Origin of the sequence: Actomonas spartinae (genome assembly GCF_051209155.1) — a bacterium.
GTDB lineage: Bacteria > Verrucomicrobiota > Verrucomicrobiia > Opitutales > Opitutaceae > Actomonas.
In genome coordinates this window covers 490427-508189 of the sequence record NZ_JBPJGB010000002.1, presented here as the reverse complement: position 1 = coordinate 508189, position 17763 = coordinate 490427, and the positions used below count along the sequence as shown (strand labels likewise).

General features: G+C 67.0%; 7 protein-coding genes. 3 read left to right on the top strand and 4 right to left on the bottom strand.

Annotation, left to right across the window (positions count from 1 at the left end; translation table 11 throughout):
• Positions 1-61: 61 nt before the first annotated feature.
• The 3 genes from AC0MRV_RS10040 to AC0MRV_RS10030 are packed head-to-tail and all read right to left on the bottom strand — an operon-like array spanning position 62 to position 4713.
• Positions 62-778, bottom strand: a complete 717-nt coding sequence (locus AC0MRV_RS10040; RefSeq protein WP_472764330.1) for a DUF1826 domain-containing protein — start codon at positions 776-778, stop codon at positions 62-64.
• Positions 775-1458: a hypothetical protein gene (locus AC0MRV_RS10035; protein WP_472764329.1), complete on the bottom strand. Its 684-nt coding sequence runs from the start codon at positions 1456-1458 to the stop codon at positions 775-777. The genes AC0MRV_RS10040 and AC0MRV_RS10035 overlap by 4 nt, the downstream gene beginning before the upstream one ends.
• Before the next feature lie 12 nt (positions 1459-1470).
• Positions 1471-4713 carry a hypothetical protein gene (locus AC0MRV_RS10030; protein ID WP_472764328.1) on the bottom strand — a complete coding sequence of 1081 codons (3243 nt, stop codon included), beginning with the start codon at positions 4711-4713 and terminating at the stop codon, positions 1471-1473.
• 95 nt (positions 4714-4808) lie between these two features.
• On the opposite strand from AC0MRV_RS10030, the gene AC0MRV_RS10025 reads away from it, so the two are divergent.
• Positions 4809-5777 carry a sugar phosphate isomerase/epimerase family protein gene (locus AC0MRV_RS10025; RefSeq protein ID WP_472764327.1) on the top strand — a complete coding sequence of 323 codons (969 nt, stop codon included), beginning with the start codon at positions 4809-4811 and terminating at the stop codon, positions 5775-5777.
• Positions 5778-5856: 79 nt separating this feature from the next.
• Positions 5857-6402: a hypothetical protein gene (locus tag AC0MRV_RS10020; protein ID WP_472764326.1), complete on the top strand. Its 546-nt coding sequence runs from the start codon at positions 5857-5859 to the stop codon at positions 6400-6402.
• 16 nt (positions 6403-6418) lie between these two features.
• Here the strand turns inward: AC0MRV_RS10020 and AC0MRV_RS10015 are convergent, their stop codons facing one another.
• Positions 6419-8689, bottom strand: a complete 2271-nt coding sequence (locus AC0MRV_RS10015; protein ID WP_472764325.1) for a response regulator — start codon at positions 8687-8689, stop codon at positions 6419-6421.
• Between the two features lie 309 nt (positions 8690-8998).
• On the opposite strand from AC0MRV_RS10015, the gene AC0MRV_RS10010 reads away from it, so the two are divergent.
• Complete coding sequence (locus AC0MRV_RS10010) at positions 8999-17743, top strand: beta strand repeat-containing protein (protein ID WP_472764324.1); 8745 nt, start codon at positions 8999-9001, stop codon at positions 17741-17743.
• The last annotated feature ends 20 nt before the right edge of the window (positions 17744-17763 follow it).

The following is a 17763-nucleotide window of genomic DNA, read 5'->3' as shown; positions in this document are numbered from 1 at the left end:
ACCTTCGTTCCCTTTCGGCGGAACTTCGGCTGGCGGGGCCAGCCTTTTCCTGAGACCGCAATCAGCTGATCAACAATAGCCGCGGCGGCGCACCGACCGGCGGACTTGGCGCCCGGTGCACACACGGTGGCACGGGACTGCCCGGACATCGGTTGGCGATCCGCCACAGGTTCCCGAATCCGAAGTTAAACGGCACCGCGCCGCCCGCCGCTTCATAGTGCAGATCGTAAAAGTGTTCGCTCAGGTAGGCGGCAAACCCGTCGTCGTCCGCCCCTCCGTATTCGCGCAACAACGCCCCCCGCACCTCCGGGATCGCCGGACACCACAACGCATCCTCCGGCCGCAACCCTTCGCTTGCCGCGGTTGTGTAGCTGCACAGATAGGTGTCGACGATCACCGGCGCCGCGTCGACGTGCCACGACTGCACATCGGTCGATACCGGCCCGCCAGTCTCGTCGCGCTTCAAGGCACTGAAGCAATCGAGCGACGGTTCCAGTCCGTGCCGGGTGAGTCGCCGCAGATCGTCAACGAGCGCGGTGCGCGCCGCCCGGCCCGCCGCGCTCAGAGTCAGCGCCCTCAGGTCGTCTTCATCGAGCGTCGTGATGCCATCGTCGCCGGCCACGGCGACCACCTGCGCAGCCACTTCCACGAAGTCACCCGCCAGCTGTCGCGCCCAGCACAATGCGTTCACGCCATCCGCAAACGGTGTCGCCACGAGTTCCTCGAAACTCGTCACCACCTTGACACAAGAAAACCCCGACCACTCGGCACTCATCATTCTGTTGCAGGTTCATCACGCGGTGTGAGCGGCAGCAAGACTCGCGTCGCCTTCAGCGCGATCGCTTCCAGCAGCGCACGTCGTTGCACATCCCCCGCATCCAGCGCCGCCGGCGCCCGCCGCAATTCCAATGCCTCCTCCACCCGCACGAGCAGTCCCCAACCCGCCGGAATCTCCGTCTCCGCAAAAATGTCGTCCTCCACCACGAGGTAGAGAAAATCGGCGCTGCGGTAGCGGAGCATTTTGGAGAACTTGGTGCCGGCGAGCACCCGACCCTGCACCGTCGCGATCTCGGCCAACAGGTCGTGGTAAGCCTTGTGCTCGAGGCCGGAAAAGTCCCACGCGTCGTATTCAGGAAACAAGGACTCGCCGCGCCGCAGGTCCGGGCGGTGGGTGGCGAGCAGACCTTCGAGTTTCGCCCGTCGCTTGAGCAGTGCCGCCAGTTGGCGCCGCGTTTTCGCATCGTCGTGCGCGTCCTTCAGGAGGTCAGCCCGCGCCTGTTTGCATTCGAACACGGCGCACTTCGCCATCGGTCCGCGCCCGATCGCCGCGGCGTCGGCGCGGTAGCCGCTCTTCGGCACTCGCACTTCGGCGGCGGCGATCTCCCAGCCCTGGTCTCGCGCCCACAAGAGCGCGAGACGTTTCAGTTCACGATGGGCATCGGTTTCGCCGCGGCTCATGCACGGGGCGGATCATTGGTTCGCCGGAGCGAAGCGGTAGAGCGTGTAGTAGGCCTCCAATCCGGGTTCCTCAGCAGCGTCCTCACCCCACAGCGCCGCGCCGTCGAGCACCAGATGATACACGCGCGCCGTCTGCATCTCGTGCACCTGCGGTTGTAGCGTGGTGCCGAGCGTCAGGGTAAGCACGGTGCGTTCCTCGTTCAGGGTCAGCGCCGTGATCGTTTCGTCGCGGGTGCCAAGCTCATCCGAGCCGTAATCCGGCGCGTCGCGGTAGGTCCACGATTCGAGCGAGAGCGCCGCCAGCAGGGCCGCCTCGTCGAGCTCCGCCGGCGCGGCCGCCGTGAGGTGCACGCTGAAACCGGACGTCGTCGCTTTCAGGTCGCGAATGGCCGGCGCGACGGTCGTTCCATCCCACTGAATACGCTGCAGGCTGGCGATGCGCCCACCCTTGGCCTGCCAGCCGCGGCCGGTCTGGCCGAGGAGCAGGCTGCCGTCACGCAGGAACACCGGGCGCATGATGCCCGACTCCAGATTGTGCGCGAAGGGAATGGCCACGCCTTGCTCGATGCCACCCACCACCTCGGTGGTGACGCGCATGAGCACGGACTTGGTCTGATCGCCGATGAACATGTCTCCGCCAAACGGTCCGAAGGCGCCGCCGGTCGTGTCCCAGGCCATGTTGCCAGGGGAGTTGGCCAGCTTCACCTGCGGCAGCAACACCACGGCACGCTCCTTGGTGTGCTTGACGGCGTCCCACTGAATCTCCGGGGACTCGGGCGTCATGCCCGGCAGGTCGATCAATCCCGCGGGGTGACCAAAGAAGCCGCCCTCGCGCATAAGGAAGATCTTCGAGGTGCCGACGTATTCGCCTTGGTTGTCGGCATACCAGAAGCGGCCGTCGGGCGCGAAGGCCAGGCCCGCCGGGCTGCGCAGACCGTCGGCGTAGGGCTCGAAACCGCCGGTCTTGGGCACCCGCGCCATCCAACCGCGGTAGCCACCTGCCGTGCCCATGTAGAGGCCGTCGGCGTTGTAGTAACCGTTGTCGGTGTTGTGCGCCAAGTTGATCGATATGAAGTAGTCGCCCGTCGCCGGATCGCGCACCGGACCGTGCACGTAAGAGTGATAGTTGCCATGGTAGCTGAAGGCGTCGGTGAGCACTTCGTAGCGATCGGCCAGACCATCGCCGTTGGTGTCGCTGATGCGGGACAGGCCGCTCTTGTGACCGGCGACCACGACCAGGCCATGTTCGTCTTCACTCAACACGCCGAGGCTGTCGAAGAGACCTTCGGCAAACTGGTGCCACTGGCCGTCCACGATGCGCCAGATGCCGGCGGTGCGGGTGGCGACCACGAGCGTGCCGTCAGGTGCGAGGTCCACACCGAGCGCCTCGAAGAGCAGGGCCCGTCCGTAGTTGTCGAGCGGCGGCAGGTAATCCTCGACGGTGTAACCCGCCGGCAGCTCGGCCGTGGCCGGCGCGATCTCTAGCGGCTGCACCCGATCCACAAAGGTGCTGGGCTCCGGCCGCCACGGATCGTCGACAACCGCGATGCGAGCCGTCGCGGTGACCGGCAGCGCCGTGCCCGCCGGCAGCGTCCAGACTCCGTCGCTGACCGTTCCGGCCGAAACCTCCAGGCCGGTCAGCACCGCGGCATCAAGCTGGAAGGCCTGCGCCTCCGGCCAGTGGCCGCCAAGCGTGATCGTGGTCGCGCCGTCGCCGGCCAGCTCGAGTGTGAAAGTGATGTCATTACGGCCCACCCGGTAGTGGAAAACCGGTGACGCCACCAGATCGGCGGAATCGCGGTCATACCCGAGGAAGGCCGCGTCCTCCTGCGCCAGGCGGTCGAGCGGATCGATCTCACTGTAAGCCGAGGCCAGACGCGTCTCGACGTCGCCATACTTGGCTTCCTTGAAGGAGAAATCGACCGGCTCGCCCGAGGCATGCAGCGGCGCGATCAACACGCCGTCCTCGCCGAGGCCGATCTCGCGGCTCTCGTAGCCGGGCTTAAGACCGCCGCCGCCGCGATTGCGCCACTCGCCGGCCATGTTGAGAAAGCCGCCCTGCCAGAGCTTGGCAATGCCCAGCACGCGGGGGTCAAAGGTGTAATGCACGCGGTTGGGCTGCCCCACGTGTATCGCTCGTCCGGATACTCCCGACATCGGGCCGCGTTGCACCCGCACCTTCTGGTCGACGAGGAGCAGGAAACGGTCGGCCATGGGATCGTAATCCTCCGGGCCGGTCTCGGTGAGCCAGTATTCGACCGGGCCCTGCTGCCACGGCGGGTTGAGCGTCTTGAGGTAGGCGCCGATCGCCTTGATCTGCTGGTCGGTGACGACCTCCGGCGTGTAAGGCACCATGACCGGAAAGAAGGGTTGGCCCACCGGCACGATGGCCGGGGCTTTTTCGGCAATGGCCAGCTCCGACTGCGGATCGCGCACGGCGTTGTGCAGGTAGGTGTCGTTGGCGGTGACCGAAAAACGATGGCCCTCGGGGTCGGCGATTTCCCGGTCGCGCGGCACATTGCGGAACAGCCCCCAGAGGTTCGGCCCCGCCTTCACCGACGCATCGTCCTGGCCCACCGCATGGCACTCCACACAGCCCACGCTGCTGAAGCTGTCGCGGCCCATGGCCACAAAATCGATCAACTCACCAAAGTTGTTCTCGCCGCCGGATTCCTCCGGGACGGTCACGGCCTCGAAGTCGGCGCGGCGCACTTCGAAGTCGCGCAGAGCAAAGCCGGGCATCGTCACCAGCAGGGTCGTTGGCCCCTCGCCGTTTTCCCACTCGTATTCCGAATCGTCGTCCTGCTTGGCAAAGAGTTGGTTGTGCAACACCGTCTCGCCGTCGATCACCGCGTCGAGGATCATGGCGTCCTGCAACTTGTTGTTCGCCTCGTCGTAACGCGAGCCACGCACCCGCGCCCGCACGGTGTGCCAGACCTCCGGTTCGCCGGTCAGCGGCACCGGGTAACGCGCATGCATCATCAGCACCGCACGACCCTCGGCGCCAGCCGGCAGGCGGTAGCTCAGCTGCACGAGGTTGTCGCCCATCTCGCCGCGACTGCGGAGCTGCGGCGCATCCTCGGCCCCGACATATACCATCGCATCCTGCCCATCCACCGCCTGCAGTTCCCAAGCGTCGTTGTTGAAGAACCACCGGTTCAGCGGGGCCGGAGCCTCATCCGCCGCAGAGGCGACAGAACACCAAACGAGCGCCGTCACGGTCACGACACGATACCAACGTTGCAAAAGGGGCATAGGCGAATGAGCAAGAAGGCTCCGCCGCTACGGCTCCAGAAGGAAAATTCGTGACAGATGGATCCCGTTGAGGGTCCGCCGTCCCCCCCCCTCGCTTGCCCCCGCGGACCAACTACGGTCAGCTCCCTCCCGTGCCCCTCACGCGTCGCGACTTTCTCCACCAATCGATCGCGGTGGTGCTCACCAGCGCCGCGAAGAGTCAATCCGTCACCGCCAATCCCCGTCCCCCCATGCCCCTGCCCCTCGCCTGCAACACCTACCCGTGGTTCACCTTCGACCAGCGTGACGGTCGCGACTTCTACGCCGACCTCGATGCGGCCGCGACCGCCGTCGCCGCGGCTGGGATCGAAAGTCTCGAACCGAATCTTGAGTCCATCGACCTCGTCGACGCCTACGCCGCCGCGCTCGACGCTCACGGCGTGCGCATGGCATCCATCTACGTGAACAGCGTCCTGCACGAACCCGCCGCCGTCGAAGCGAGCATCGCGGAAGTGCTGCGTATCGCCACCCGCGCCCGGGATGTCGCCAACACCCGCATCGTCGTCACCAACCCGCGACCGATCACCTGGGGTGGACCGGAAAACAAGACCGACGACGAGATCCGTCGCCAAGGCGAGGCGCTCAACCACCTCGGTCAAGGCCTCGCCTCCGAGGGTCTCACCCTCGCCTACCACAACCACGACTCCGAGCTGCGCCTCGGCGCGCGCGAGTTTCACCACATGCTCGCGGCGACCGACCCCGCCGTGGTGAAGTTTTGCTTCGATGCGCACTGGATCTATCGCGGCTGCGGCGACTCCAACCTCGCGGTCATGGACGCCATCCGCCTCTACGGCGACCGCGTCGTCGAAGTCCACCTCCGCCAATCAACCGGCGGCATCTGGGACGAAGTCTTTCAACCGATCAGCGACCTCGACTATCCGGCGATCCTGAACGCTCTGCACGAACGGGGAGCTGATCCGCTCTTGGTGCTCGAGCAAGCCATCGAAGCAAACTCCCCCCGCACCCTCGCCGCCCTGCCCGCCCATCGCGCGTCGGTGGAGGCCCTGCGGGGTTTGATGCTTTGATGCTCACGCAAACCGGTTCGATTACGCTGCGCCCTTGCCTGACCGCGCGGGCTCAGATCGCCTACCCCCCTACCCCGTCATGAAATCGATCATCCTTGGTTCCTTTCTCGCCGCGCTCGCGTTCTTCGTCTGGGGCGCCGTGTTCTACACCGTGACCGGCGCACCGTCCCGCGTGCTCAAATCCGCTCCGACCGACGTCGGTCCGATGCTCAACGAAGCCTTCCCGGAGAGCGGCACCTACTTTGTGCCCGGCATGGGAAACATGGCCGAAGCGCAGGAACTCATGCGCCGCGGACCCGTCGCCACCGTGCACATCCACCGCGAAGGCCTCACCCCCATGGCCCCAGGGCTGATGGCCGCCGGTTTCTTCCACGGCTGGGCCTACGCCCTGCTGCTGGCCGCCCTGCTCAAACAAATCTGCAAAAAGAGCGGCTACGGCGCCCGCGTCGGATTTGTCACTCTGGCCGGTTTCACCGGCGCCTTTTGCGCCCGCCTCGGCGACACCATCTGGTGGCACAAGTCCATCGATTGGCAGCTCACCGAACTCGTCTACATGACGGTCGGCGCCCTGACCATCGGCCTCGTCCTGGCCAAATTCATCAAGAGTCCGGTCAAAACCGGCTGACCGCACTTGTAACGTATTACATTACAAGCGACCCGCGCTCGCTGTCGGGAAACGCCCGCCGATAGCGACGCGAAAAATATCCGGGCGATAAGCCGACCGCATAGGCGACCTCCGCCCGGGTGTGGTGCCGGCCGGCGGCAATGAGTTCGCGGCCGCGTTCCAAGCGGCGGCGCAGCAACAGCTCGGCGGGCGACTGCCCGAAGTGTTCCCGCACGCGTCGACGAAGCTGCCGCTCGCTGTATCCGAGATGTCGCGACATCGCAGCGACGTCGAAATCCACCTCGGGCAAATGCGCCGCGATGCAGCCTTCCAGCGCCTCGCGCCAGGCGCTGCCATTGACCTCTGCCTCCACGCCCCACGGCACCCGTGAACGCAGGCGCTGCAGGAGCTCGGCCACCGAAAAGGGTTTGGCGAGGTAGTCGTCGGCACCCGCTTCGAGCCCTTCGACCCGGTGATCGACCGAACCTTTCGCCGAGAGCAGCAGCACCGGCACCTCCCGCCAACGCGGCGTGGCCTTCAGTCGGCGCACCAGCTCGAGCCCGTCCACGTGCGGCATCATCACATCCGACACGATGATCTCGGGCGCGTGCGTCTCCAAGTTCGTCAACGCTTCCTGCCCGTCGACCGCCTCACTCACGGTGTAGTAGGGGTCGAGGTTCATGCGCAGGTAGGCGCGCATGTCCTCGTTGTCCTCCACCAACAGCAGCCGCGGTCGATGCGCCGCGAACTCCACCAATCCCACCGGTTTCGCCGTCGCCGCCGTGCCCCCCACCGTGTGCGGTCGCGGCTCCGCGCCCGCCGCCGTGTCGATATCGTCGGGGTCGAAGTGCTCACACCCCAGCAGCAACTCGAAGTAAAACACACTGCCCCGGCCCGGCTCGCTCGCCACCCCGATGGTTCCGCCGTGCATCTCCACCATCTCGCGGGCGAGGGCGAGGCCGATGCCCATGCCTTCATGACTGCGCGCCATGCTGGTGTCGGCCTGGAAAAAACGCTCAAACACCCGCAACCGCGTCGCCTCGTCCATGCCCGGTCCCTCGTCGCGGATCTCGACCCGCACCCGCTCCGGCGACGCGCCTGCCTCAGTCTCCATTTCTTGAATACACACCGCCACCACCCCACCCTCCGGCGAGTAGCGCACGGCGTTGGACAGCAGGTTGATCACGACCTTTTCCAGCTTGGTCAGATCAAAGAAGACCGAACACACCGCCGGCGCCACCAGGTCGACCCGCACCTCCTTGGCCGCCGCGGCGGGCGTGATCGCATCAATTTCGGCCCGCACAAACTCCACCAGATCGTGACGATTCACCGCCATGGCGAAGGTGCCCGCGTCGAGCCGCGCCAAATCGATGAGTTCGGTGATCAACCCGCCCAACCGATCGACATTGCGCAGCACGCGCCCGACCACGCCGCCCGCATCTCTCAACGCGACCCGTCCCTCGGCCAGATCGAGCAACGGCCCGCGGATGAGCGTGAGCGGGGTTTTGAATTCGTGGGTGAGGTTGGTGAGGAAGTGTTGCTGCAACCGGTGTGCCTCCTCCGCCGCGTCCTTGGCCCGGCGCAACTCGCGCTCGGCTTCGAGGCGTCCGGTTACCTCCCGAAAGTTGTTCACCAACGCCCCCACGCGCGGGTCGTCGGTCGCGTTGATCACCGTGCCCTCGAGGTAAATCCAGTGACCCTTCTTGTGCTTAAAGCGCACCACCTCGGTCTCCACGATGCCCGGGGCCTGCGCGAGGTGGTGGAAGCGCGGCATGGCGCGGGCGAGGTCGTCCTCGTGGCAGAAGTCGAAGAGGTTTTTGCCCTCCATCTCCCAGCTCTCCCAGCCATGGATGCGTTTATTGGAGGGAGATTCCCACAGGATGTTCGCGCCGGTATCGAACAGTGAAATCCCTTCCGCCGAACGCTCGATCAACGCGTGAAAGTGCTGCCCCTCCAATCGAGTTCGCTCGATCGTCTCCTGGGCGACCGTCACGTCCTCCACATCGATCACCCACGCCTCGGTCCCGTGCTCAGGCGCCCGCGCGAGCACCCGCAGGCGCCACCAACGTCGCTCGCCGCCCAGCGTCGCCGCAGCGACCAGCGGCGCGGCTCGCAAGTCCGCCCGCGCCAGCCAGGCCAAAGCATTTCCCTCCTCCTGCAAGCCCAAGCGCTTCGTCCACGCGGCGGGAGCATCGGCGCCGTTGCCAAAACGATCCAAGTAGATCGGGTTACCCAGTTTCCAGCCAGGGCCGTCGACAATCATCAGACACAAAACCGAAGCGTTCCAAAACGGATGGGATGCAAACATGGCGGCCAGAAATGAGGGTAGAAAATCGAGACAAGTAACGGGCGGGAGCCGCAGGACAACACCGCAGCCAAGCGGTCCAAATCGGACATTATTTGGTCCAATTCGGTCCTGTCCTATGACCGGGATTGCTCCGGCCATCCGAAGAACAAGCTCGACCAATGCAACCGGCCAAAAGGCCCGGTCCTTTGTCCACTCGGCTGCCCCTCGCCCCCCTCCCACCTTCGTCTCGCCATGACCTTGCTGCGTCACTCCCACCTTCCCTCGATTCGCCACGCTTTCCTAGCCACACTGTTCGCGGGCGGTTGTTCCTTGTCCGCCCAAACCACGTGGTATTGGGAGGGGACCGACGGCACGTGGGACCTGACCACTGAAATTTGGTCGCCGTTCGCCTCCGGTTCAGGGCCTTCGTTTGCCTTCTCCTCCGGCTCGCACGCGGTCTTCTCAATCGATTCTAGCACCTTCTCGAAAACCCTCTCCGTCAGCGGAACGATCAACGTCGCGTCGATCACCGTCAGCTCCAACGACATCACCTTCAATAGCGGTGCCCTGACGGCGCTCGATCAAATCACGGTCAACAGCGGCAATACCGCCGTGTTCAACACCATCTTGACCGGCACGCAGGCGATCACCAAGTCCGGCGACGGCCACCTGATCCTCGCCGGCGCCAACACCTACAGCGGGGGCACCACGATCGCCGCGGGCACTCTGACCATCGGCAACGGCGGCACCACCGGGTCCGTGGCCAGCAACATCACCAACAACGCCGCCCTCGTGTTCAATCGCTCCGGTGACGTCACCTTCGACCAAGTCATCAGCGGCACCGGCAGCGTCACCCAGGACGGCAACATTCTCCGGTTCTCCAAGGCCCAGACCTACACCGGGCCCACCAACATTAAGTCCGGCGCCTACTTGGTCCTCGCAACCGATGTCGACCAGGGCCTCGCCGCCACCACCACCGTCGATATCGCCGCGGGCGGCTACCTGGACTTCTCCAACCATGCCACCACGATCGCCGGTCTCACCGGCTCCGGCGCGGTCTATAGCTTCGGCGGTAGCAGTGGGGTCCTCACCATCAACACCGCCACCGGCCAGAACCAGACCTTCTCCGGGGTCATCGGCAGCGATCATCCCAACTTCGCCATCGCCAAGGCCGGAGCGGGTTCGCTGACCCTCACCGGCAGCAACACCTACACGGGTTCCACCACACTCTCTGGCGGCACGCTGTCCATTGCCGCCGACTCCGCCTTGGGGGCGGCGCCCGGTTCCGCCACCCCCGGACACCTGACCTTTGACGGGGGCACCCTCGCCACCACCGCTTCCTTGGCTCTCGCCGCCAACCGCGGCATCGCTCTGGGGGCCTCCGGCGGCACCGTTAACACGGCCGATGCGACCACCCTCACCTACGACGGCATCATCGCTGGCGCCGGCGGACTCACCAAGACCGGCACCGGGTCGCTCACCCTCAACGGCGCCAACACCTTCACCGGCGACACAACCCTGTCCGCCGGAACCCTGACGCTCGGCCAAGGCACGGCCTTGCAGAACTCCACCGCCAACCTCGCCGGCGGCACCCTCGCGCTTGGCAACCTGACCGCCGTGCAATTCGGTGGCCTGGCCGGTTCCCAAAACCTCGCCCTCACCAACGACTCCGCCGCCGCCATCGCACTAACCGTCGGCGGCAACAACGCCTCCACCACCTACTCCGGCGCGCTGTCCGGCAGCGGTTCGCTCACCAAGAACGGCACCGGCAACCTCACCCTGACGGGCACCAACACCTACGCGGGCGGCACCACCGTGTCCGCCGGCACCCTCACCGGCAACACCGGCTCTCTGCAGGGGAACATCGCGAACAACGCCGCCGTGATCTTCAATCAGGCGACGGATGGCACCTACGCCGGCGCGCTGTCCGGCAGCGGTTCGGTCACCAAGACCGGGGCCGGCAAGCTCACTCTCGCCCAAGCCTCCACCCGCACGGGCGACACCACCGTCAGCGCCGGCAGTATCGGCCTCGGTGATACGCTCACCGCCCAAAACTCCACCGTCAACCTGACCGGGGGCGCTCTCACCTTCGGCAACCTGACCGAGGCGACGCTCGGCGGACTCGCCGGATCCAGCACCCTGGCCTTCACCAACGACAACGCCGCCGGCGTGGCGGTCACGGTGGGCGGCAACAACGCCTCCACCACCTACTCCGGCACCCTGCTGGCCGGCGGTGCCCTCACCAAGACCGGCACCGGCACCCTAACGCTTTCCGGCAACAACACCTTCAATGGCGCCGCCACCGTCGCCAACGGCACCCTTGCCCTCGGCCACGCCAACGCCCTGCAAAGCGCGGCGGTCGACCTCAGCGGCGGCAGCCTCGCCTTCGACGGCGTCACCGCCGCCACTTTGGGCAGCCTCGCCGGCAGTCAGAACCTCGCCCTTGCCAACGGGACCCCGGCCGCCGTCGCCCTCACGGTCGGCGGCAACAACACCTCCACCACCTACTCCGGCGTCCTTTCCGGGACCGGCTCCCTCACCAAGGCCGGCACCGGCAACTTTTCCCTGGCGGGCGCCAACACCTTCACCGGTGACACCACCATCGCCGCCGGCACCCTCACCCTCGACCACACCGACGCCCTGCAGCAGTCCACCCTCACCACGGCCAGCGGACTCAGCTTCGGCAGCCTGACCGCGGCCAAACTCGGCGGATTCAGCAGTTCCCAGAACCTCGCCCTCACCAACGCCTCCGACGCCGCTGTGGCCCTCAACGTCGGCGGCAACAACAGCTCCACCACCTACTCCGGGGTCCTCTCCGGATCGGGCTCCCTGACCAAGTCCGGCACCGGCACTCTCACCCTGGCGGGCGCCAACACCCACACCGGCACCACCACCGCCGCCGCCGGCACCCTCGCCCTGGGCCGGAGTGACACCCTGCAGAATTCCACCCTGAACCTTAGCGGCGGCACCGTGGACTTCGGCTCCCTAACCGCCATCACTGTAGGTGGCCTCAGCGGCTCCGATCACCTCGCCCTCAGCAACGGTTCCACCGCCGCCGTCGCGCTGACCGTGGGCAACAACAACACCAGCTCCGCCTACGCCGGCAACCTTTCCGGCTCCGGCTCGCTCACCAAGGTCGGCACCGGCAACTTTACTCTGTCCGGCACCAATACTTATGCGGGCGCCACCACCGTTTCCGCCGGCACCCTCACCGCCGCCACCTCGTCGCTCCCGGGCAACGTGGTCAACCAGGGCGCCCTCGTCTTCGATCAAGCGGTCGCCGGCACCTATGCAGGCGTCATCTCCGGCAGCGGCTCCCTCGCCAAGTCCGGTGCCGGCACCGTTACCCTCACCGGCACCAACACCTACACCGGCGCCACTACGCTGAACGCCGGCAGCCTCTCCATCGCTGCCGACACCGCCCTCGGCGCTGCACCCGGCACCGCCACCGCCGGCCACCTCACTCTCAACGGCGGCACCCTCGCCACCACGGGCAACTTCACCCTGTCCAGCAACCGCGGCCTCACCTTCGGCGCGAACAGCGGCACCCTCGACGTCGCCAGCGGCACCACCCTCACCTACGACCGCGCCATCACCGGCAACTTCACCAAGTCGGGCACCGGCACGCTCGCGCTGACCTACTGGCATCCGATCGCGTTCAACAACATCCACATCGCCGCGGGCACCCTCGACTGGAGCACGGTCGGCCAGTCCCAGGGATTCTATTCCGCCCAGCGAGGGGTGCTTTCCGGCGCCGGCAATCTCATCATCGGCAGCGACATCTATAGCGGCAAACAGCTCTACGGCGCCAACACCTACACCGGCTCCACGACGATTCGCGTCGGGTTGGTCGACGTGGTGGCCGACTCCAACTTCGGCACCGCGCCGGACAGCCCCACCGCCGGACACCTCATCTTCGACGGCGGCACCCTGCGCTACGGGGCGGCCTTCACGCTCAATTCGAATCGGGGAATTCTCCTGACGAACAACAACGGCACGATCGACACCAACGGAAGAACGGTGGGCTACGGCGGTATCATCGCGGGCACCGGCTCGCTCACCAAAACCGGCGCCGGCACCCTCACCCTCTCCGGCGCCAACACCCACTCCGGCGGCACCATCGTTTCCGGTGGCACCCTGGCCGGCACCACCACGTCGCTCCAGGGCAACATCACGAACAACAGTGCGGTGAACTTTGACCAAGCCACCACCGGCACCTACGCCGGCATCCTTTCCGGCACCGGCTCCCTCACCAAGTCCGGCACCGGCAACGCCATCCTCACCGGCGCGAACACCTACTCCGGTGGCACCACCGTCAGCGCCGGCACCCTCACCGGCAACACCACCAGCCTCCAAGGCAACATCGCCAATAACAGCGTGGTGGTTTTCGACCAAGCCTCCACCGGCACCTACGCGGGCATCCTCTCCGGCACCGGCTCCCTCACCAAGGCCGGCGCCGGCAACCTCACCCTCACGGGCGCCAACACCTACTCCGGTGGCACCACCGTCAGCGCCGGCACGCTCACCGGCGACACCACCAGCCTCCAGGGCAACATCGCCAACGAAAGCACCGTCGTCTTCGACCAGGACTCCACTGGCACCTACGCCGGCATCCTCTCCGGCACCGGGTCCCTCACCAAGTCCGGCACCGGCAACCTCACCCTCACGGGCGCCAACACCTACTCCAGCGGCACCACCGTCAGCACCGGCACCCTCACCGGCAACACCACCAGCCTCCAGGGCAACATCGCCAACAGCAGCGCCGTGGTCTTCGACCAGACCTCCTCCGGCACCTACGCCGGCATCCTCTCCGGCACCGGCTCCCTCACCAAGGCCGGCACCGGCAACGTGACCCTATCCGGCGCCAACACCTACTCCGGTGGCACCACGGTCTCGGCCGGCACCCTCACCGGCGACACCACCAGCCTCCAGGGCAACATCACCAACAGCAGCGCGGTGGTCTTCGACCAGGCCTCCTCCGGCACCTACGCCGGCATCGTTTCCGGCACCGGCTCGCTCACCAAGGCCGGCACCGGCACCGTCACGCTGTCCGGCAACAACACCTATACGGGCGGCACCACCGTTTCCGCCGGCACCCTCACGCTCGGCGCTTCCACGGTGCTCGGCTCCACCGCCAGCGTGGACGTCGCCTCGGGTGCCACCCTCGACCTCAATGATCACTCGGTCACCATCGCCGACCTCGACACCACCGGCACCGGTGCCATCGCCCTCGGCTCCGCCACCCTCAGCACCGGCGACGCCGCCAACCACACGCTCACCGGGGTCATCTCCGGCACCGGTTCCCTCACGAAGATCGGCACCGGCAACCTCACCCTCTCCGGCGCCAACACCTACTCCGGCGGCACCACCGTCTCCGCCGGCACCCTCACCGGCGACACCACCAGCCTCCAGGGCAACATCACCAACAACAGCGCCGTCGTCTTCGACCAAGCCACCGCCGGCACCTACGCCGGCATCCTCTCCGGCACCGGCGCCCTCACCAAGGCCGGCGCCGGCAACCTCACCCTCACCGGCACCAACACGCACACCGGCGGCACCACCGTTTCCGCCGGCACCCTCACCGGCAACACCACCAGCCTCCAGGGCAACATCACCAACAACAGCGCCATCGTCTTCAACCAGGCCGGCGATGGCACCTACGCCGGCGGCGTCTCCGGCACCGGCTCCCTCACCAAGAGCGGTGCGGGCAACCTCACCTTGTCCGGCACCAACGCCCTCACCGGCGGCACCACCGTCTCCGCCGGCACCCTCACCATTTCCCCCACCGGCCACGTTACCGGCGACATCACCAACCACGGCACCGTGGTCTTCGACCGGTCCAATGATTATTCCTACCTCGGCGTCGTCTCCGGCTCCGGCGGACTCACCCACGACGGCTACATCCTGCGCTTCGACAAGGCGCAGACCTACACCGGCCCGACCAACGTGAAGACCGGCGCCTACCTCGTCCTCTCCACCCATGTCGACCAGGGCCTCGCCGCCGCCTCCACCGTCGACCTCGAATCCGGCTCCATTCTCGATTTCTCCAACCGCGCCCTCACCCTCGCCGGTCTCACTGGCACCGGCACGGTTTACAGCTTCGGCGGCAACAGCGGACACCTCACCCTCGACATCGCCGGCACCAACACCTTCGGCGGCGCCCTCGGCCCGGGTGCCGCCAACTTCGCCCTCACCAAAGCCGGCGCCGGCTCGCTCATCCTCACCGGCGCCAACACCTACACCGGCACCACCACGATCAGCGCCGGCACCCTCCAGGTCGGCGCTGGCGGCACCACCGGCACCCTTGGCACCGGCGCGGTGGTCAATAACGCCGCCCTCGCCTTCAACCGCTCCGACAACCTGACCGCGGCCAACAACATTTCCGGCTCCGGCTCGGTCACGCAAAACGGCTCCGGCCCCCTCACCCTCGCCGGCGCCAACACCTATACCGGCAACACCAGCGTCCAAGCCGGCAACCTGACCTTCGCTTCCACCAACGCGTTCTACGGCGGCACCGTCAATGCCACCACCGCGGCCCGCGTTTCCGCCGCCAACGGCACCGCCATCGGCCTCGGCGTCGGCGGCACCGCTTCCTTCACCGCCGCCGACATCAGCACCATCGCCGCCAACGCCAGCTTCGGCGCCACCGCCAAGCTCGCCCTCGACACCACCTCCGCCACCGGCGGCATCGCCACCCTGGACAGCCTGAGCACCGGCACGACCAACCTGCAGAAGACCGGCGTCGGCACCCTCGCTTTCACCGGCACCACCAGCGGATCCGGCACCTTGGACATCCTCGCCGGCACCGTGCGCTACGACACCCCCACCGCGTTCCTCGGTGGCGCCGTCAACGCCACCAACGCCGCCAAGCTCAACGTGGCCAGCGGCGCCACCCTCGCCGTCGGCATCGGCGGCACGTCCTCGTTCTCGACTGCGGAGATCTCCACCGTCTACCAGAACGCCACCTTCGCCAGCGGATCGCGCCTGGGCCTCGACACCACCCAAGCCACGGGCGGTGCCGCCACCTTCAACAACCTCAACGTCGGCTCCGTCGGCTTCGCCAAGACCGGCACCGGCAGCCTCACGCTCACCGGCACGACCACCAACACCGGCGGCACCACCGTCGCCGGCGGTAGCCTGGTCATCGGTTCCGACGCCCTGCTGGGCGCGGCCCCGGGCACCGCCACCGCCGGCCACCTCACCCTCGACGGCGGCACCTTGAACACCACCGCGACCTTCACGCTCGACGCCAATCGCGGCGTCGCCATCGGTGCCGCCGGTGGCACCTTCGAGGTCGGCGACGGCACCACCCTGACCGTGGCCGGCAGCACCGCCGGCACCGGCAACCTGACCAAATCCGGCGCCGGCACGCTCACCCTCGCCCAAGGCTCCGCCGCCACCGGCACGCTCACCGTCGCCGCCGGCGGTCTGCACATCGGCAACGGCGGGACCGCCGCCCTCGGCGCGAGTGGCATCACCAACAACGGCACCCTCACCTTCAATCACACCAGCGACCTCACCCTCTCCGGCACGCTCGACGGTTCCGGTAGCCTGACCAAGACCGGGTCCGGCTCCTTGACCATCAGCACCTTCACCTCGACCGGACCGATCAACGTCACCGGCGGCAACCTCGTTTCCGCATCAGACATCGACGACCGCGTCGCCACCGTCTCCGGCAACACCGCCACCCTCACCGATACCGGGGCATTCAACGACATCGGCATCAACGGCACGGGGTCGCTGACGGTTACCGCCGGGGGAACCTACGCGCTTACTTCAACGAGCAGTCTGAACTACCTCACCATCGGCACCAACGCCGGCGCCAACGGCACCGTGACGGTCAACGGTTCCGGCTCCAACCTCACGTCCGGCGGCCGCCTTCGGGTCGCGTCTTCCGGCACCGGGACGCTGAACCTGCAGGACGGCGGCACCGCCACCTTCAGCCAAACTTCCGACTCCTACCTCGGCAACTCCGCCACCGGCAACGGCACGGTCAACCTGTCCGGCATGGGCTCCGCGCTCACCACGAACGGTCGGCTCGTCGTCGGCAACTCCGGCACCGGCCAGCTGACCATCGGCAACGGCAGCACCGTCACCAGCAATCGCCTGCTGATCGCCAACAACGCCGGCTCCACCGGCACGCTCAACCTCAACACCGGCGGCACCCTGGTCGTCAGCGACGCGACCGCCACCGCCCTCAGCTCCGGCGCCGGCACCGCCACCGTCAACTTCGCCGGTGGCACCCTCAAATCCAACGGCACCCACAGCCTCACCGTCGCCAGCAATGTCACCCTCGCGAGCAACACCACCTCCACCTTTGACACCAACGGCCAGGCCGGCGCGGTCTCCGGCGTCCTCTCCGGCTCGGGCAACCTAACCAAGTCCGGCAGCGGCACGCTCACCCTCAACGCCGCCAACACCATGAACGGTGCCTTCACCATCTCCGGCGGCACCCTCGCTCTCGGCGCCAATGGCACGTTCGCCAACAGCTCCGGTGTCGCCCTCGGCACCGGCGGCATCCTCGATCTCACCGCCAAGACGTCTGGTTTCGCCTTCGGCTCCGGCCAGACCCTCTCCGGCGCCGGCACGGTCAACCTCGCCGCGGGCCAGACCCTCGACTTCGCCGGCACCCTCGCCCCCGGCAACAGCCCCGGCATCGTCACCGTCGACGGCAACCTCGTGCTCAACAGCGCCGCCATCGTCGCCATGGAACTCGCCGCCAATGGCACCGGCGGCACACCCGGCACCGCCTTCGACCAGATCGTCGCCACCGGCACCATCACCCTCGCCGGCACCCTCAATCTGTCGGGCTACAATGGATACACCCCACAGGTCGGCGACTCCTTCCAGCTCTTCAGCTCGCCCACCTCCATCGGTGGCTCCTTCGCCGCCATCAACTACAGCGGCAGCGGCTTCACCGGCTCGGTCGGCTGGGACACGTCCAACCTGGGCAATGGCTACCTCTCGATCGCTTCGGTCTCCCTCAGCGCCGTCCCCGAGCCCTCCACCTACGCCGCCCTCGCCGGCCTCGCGATGCTCGGCTTCGCCGCCTGGCGCAAACGCCGCCAGCGCTGACCCATTTCAGCTTCCCGCTT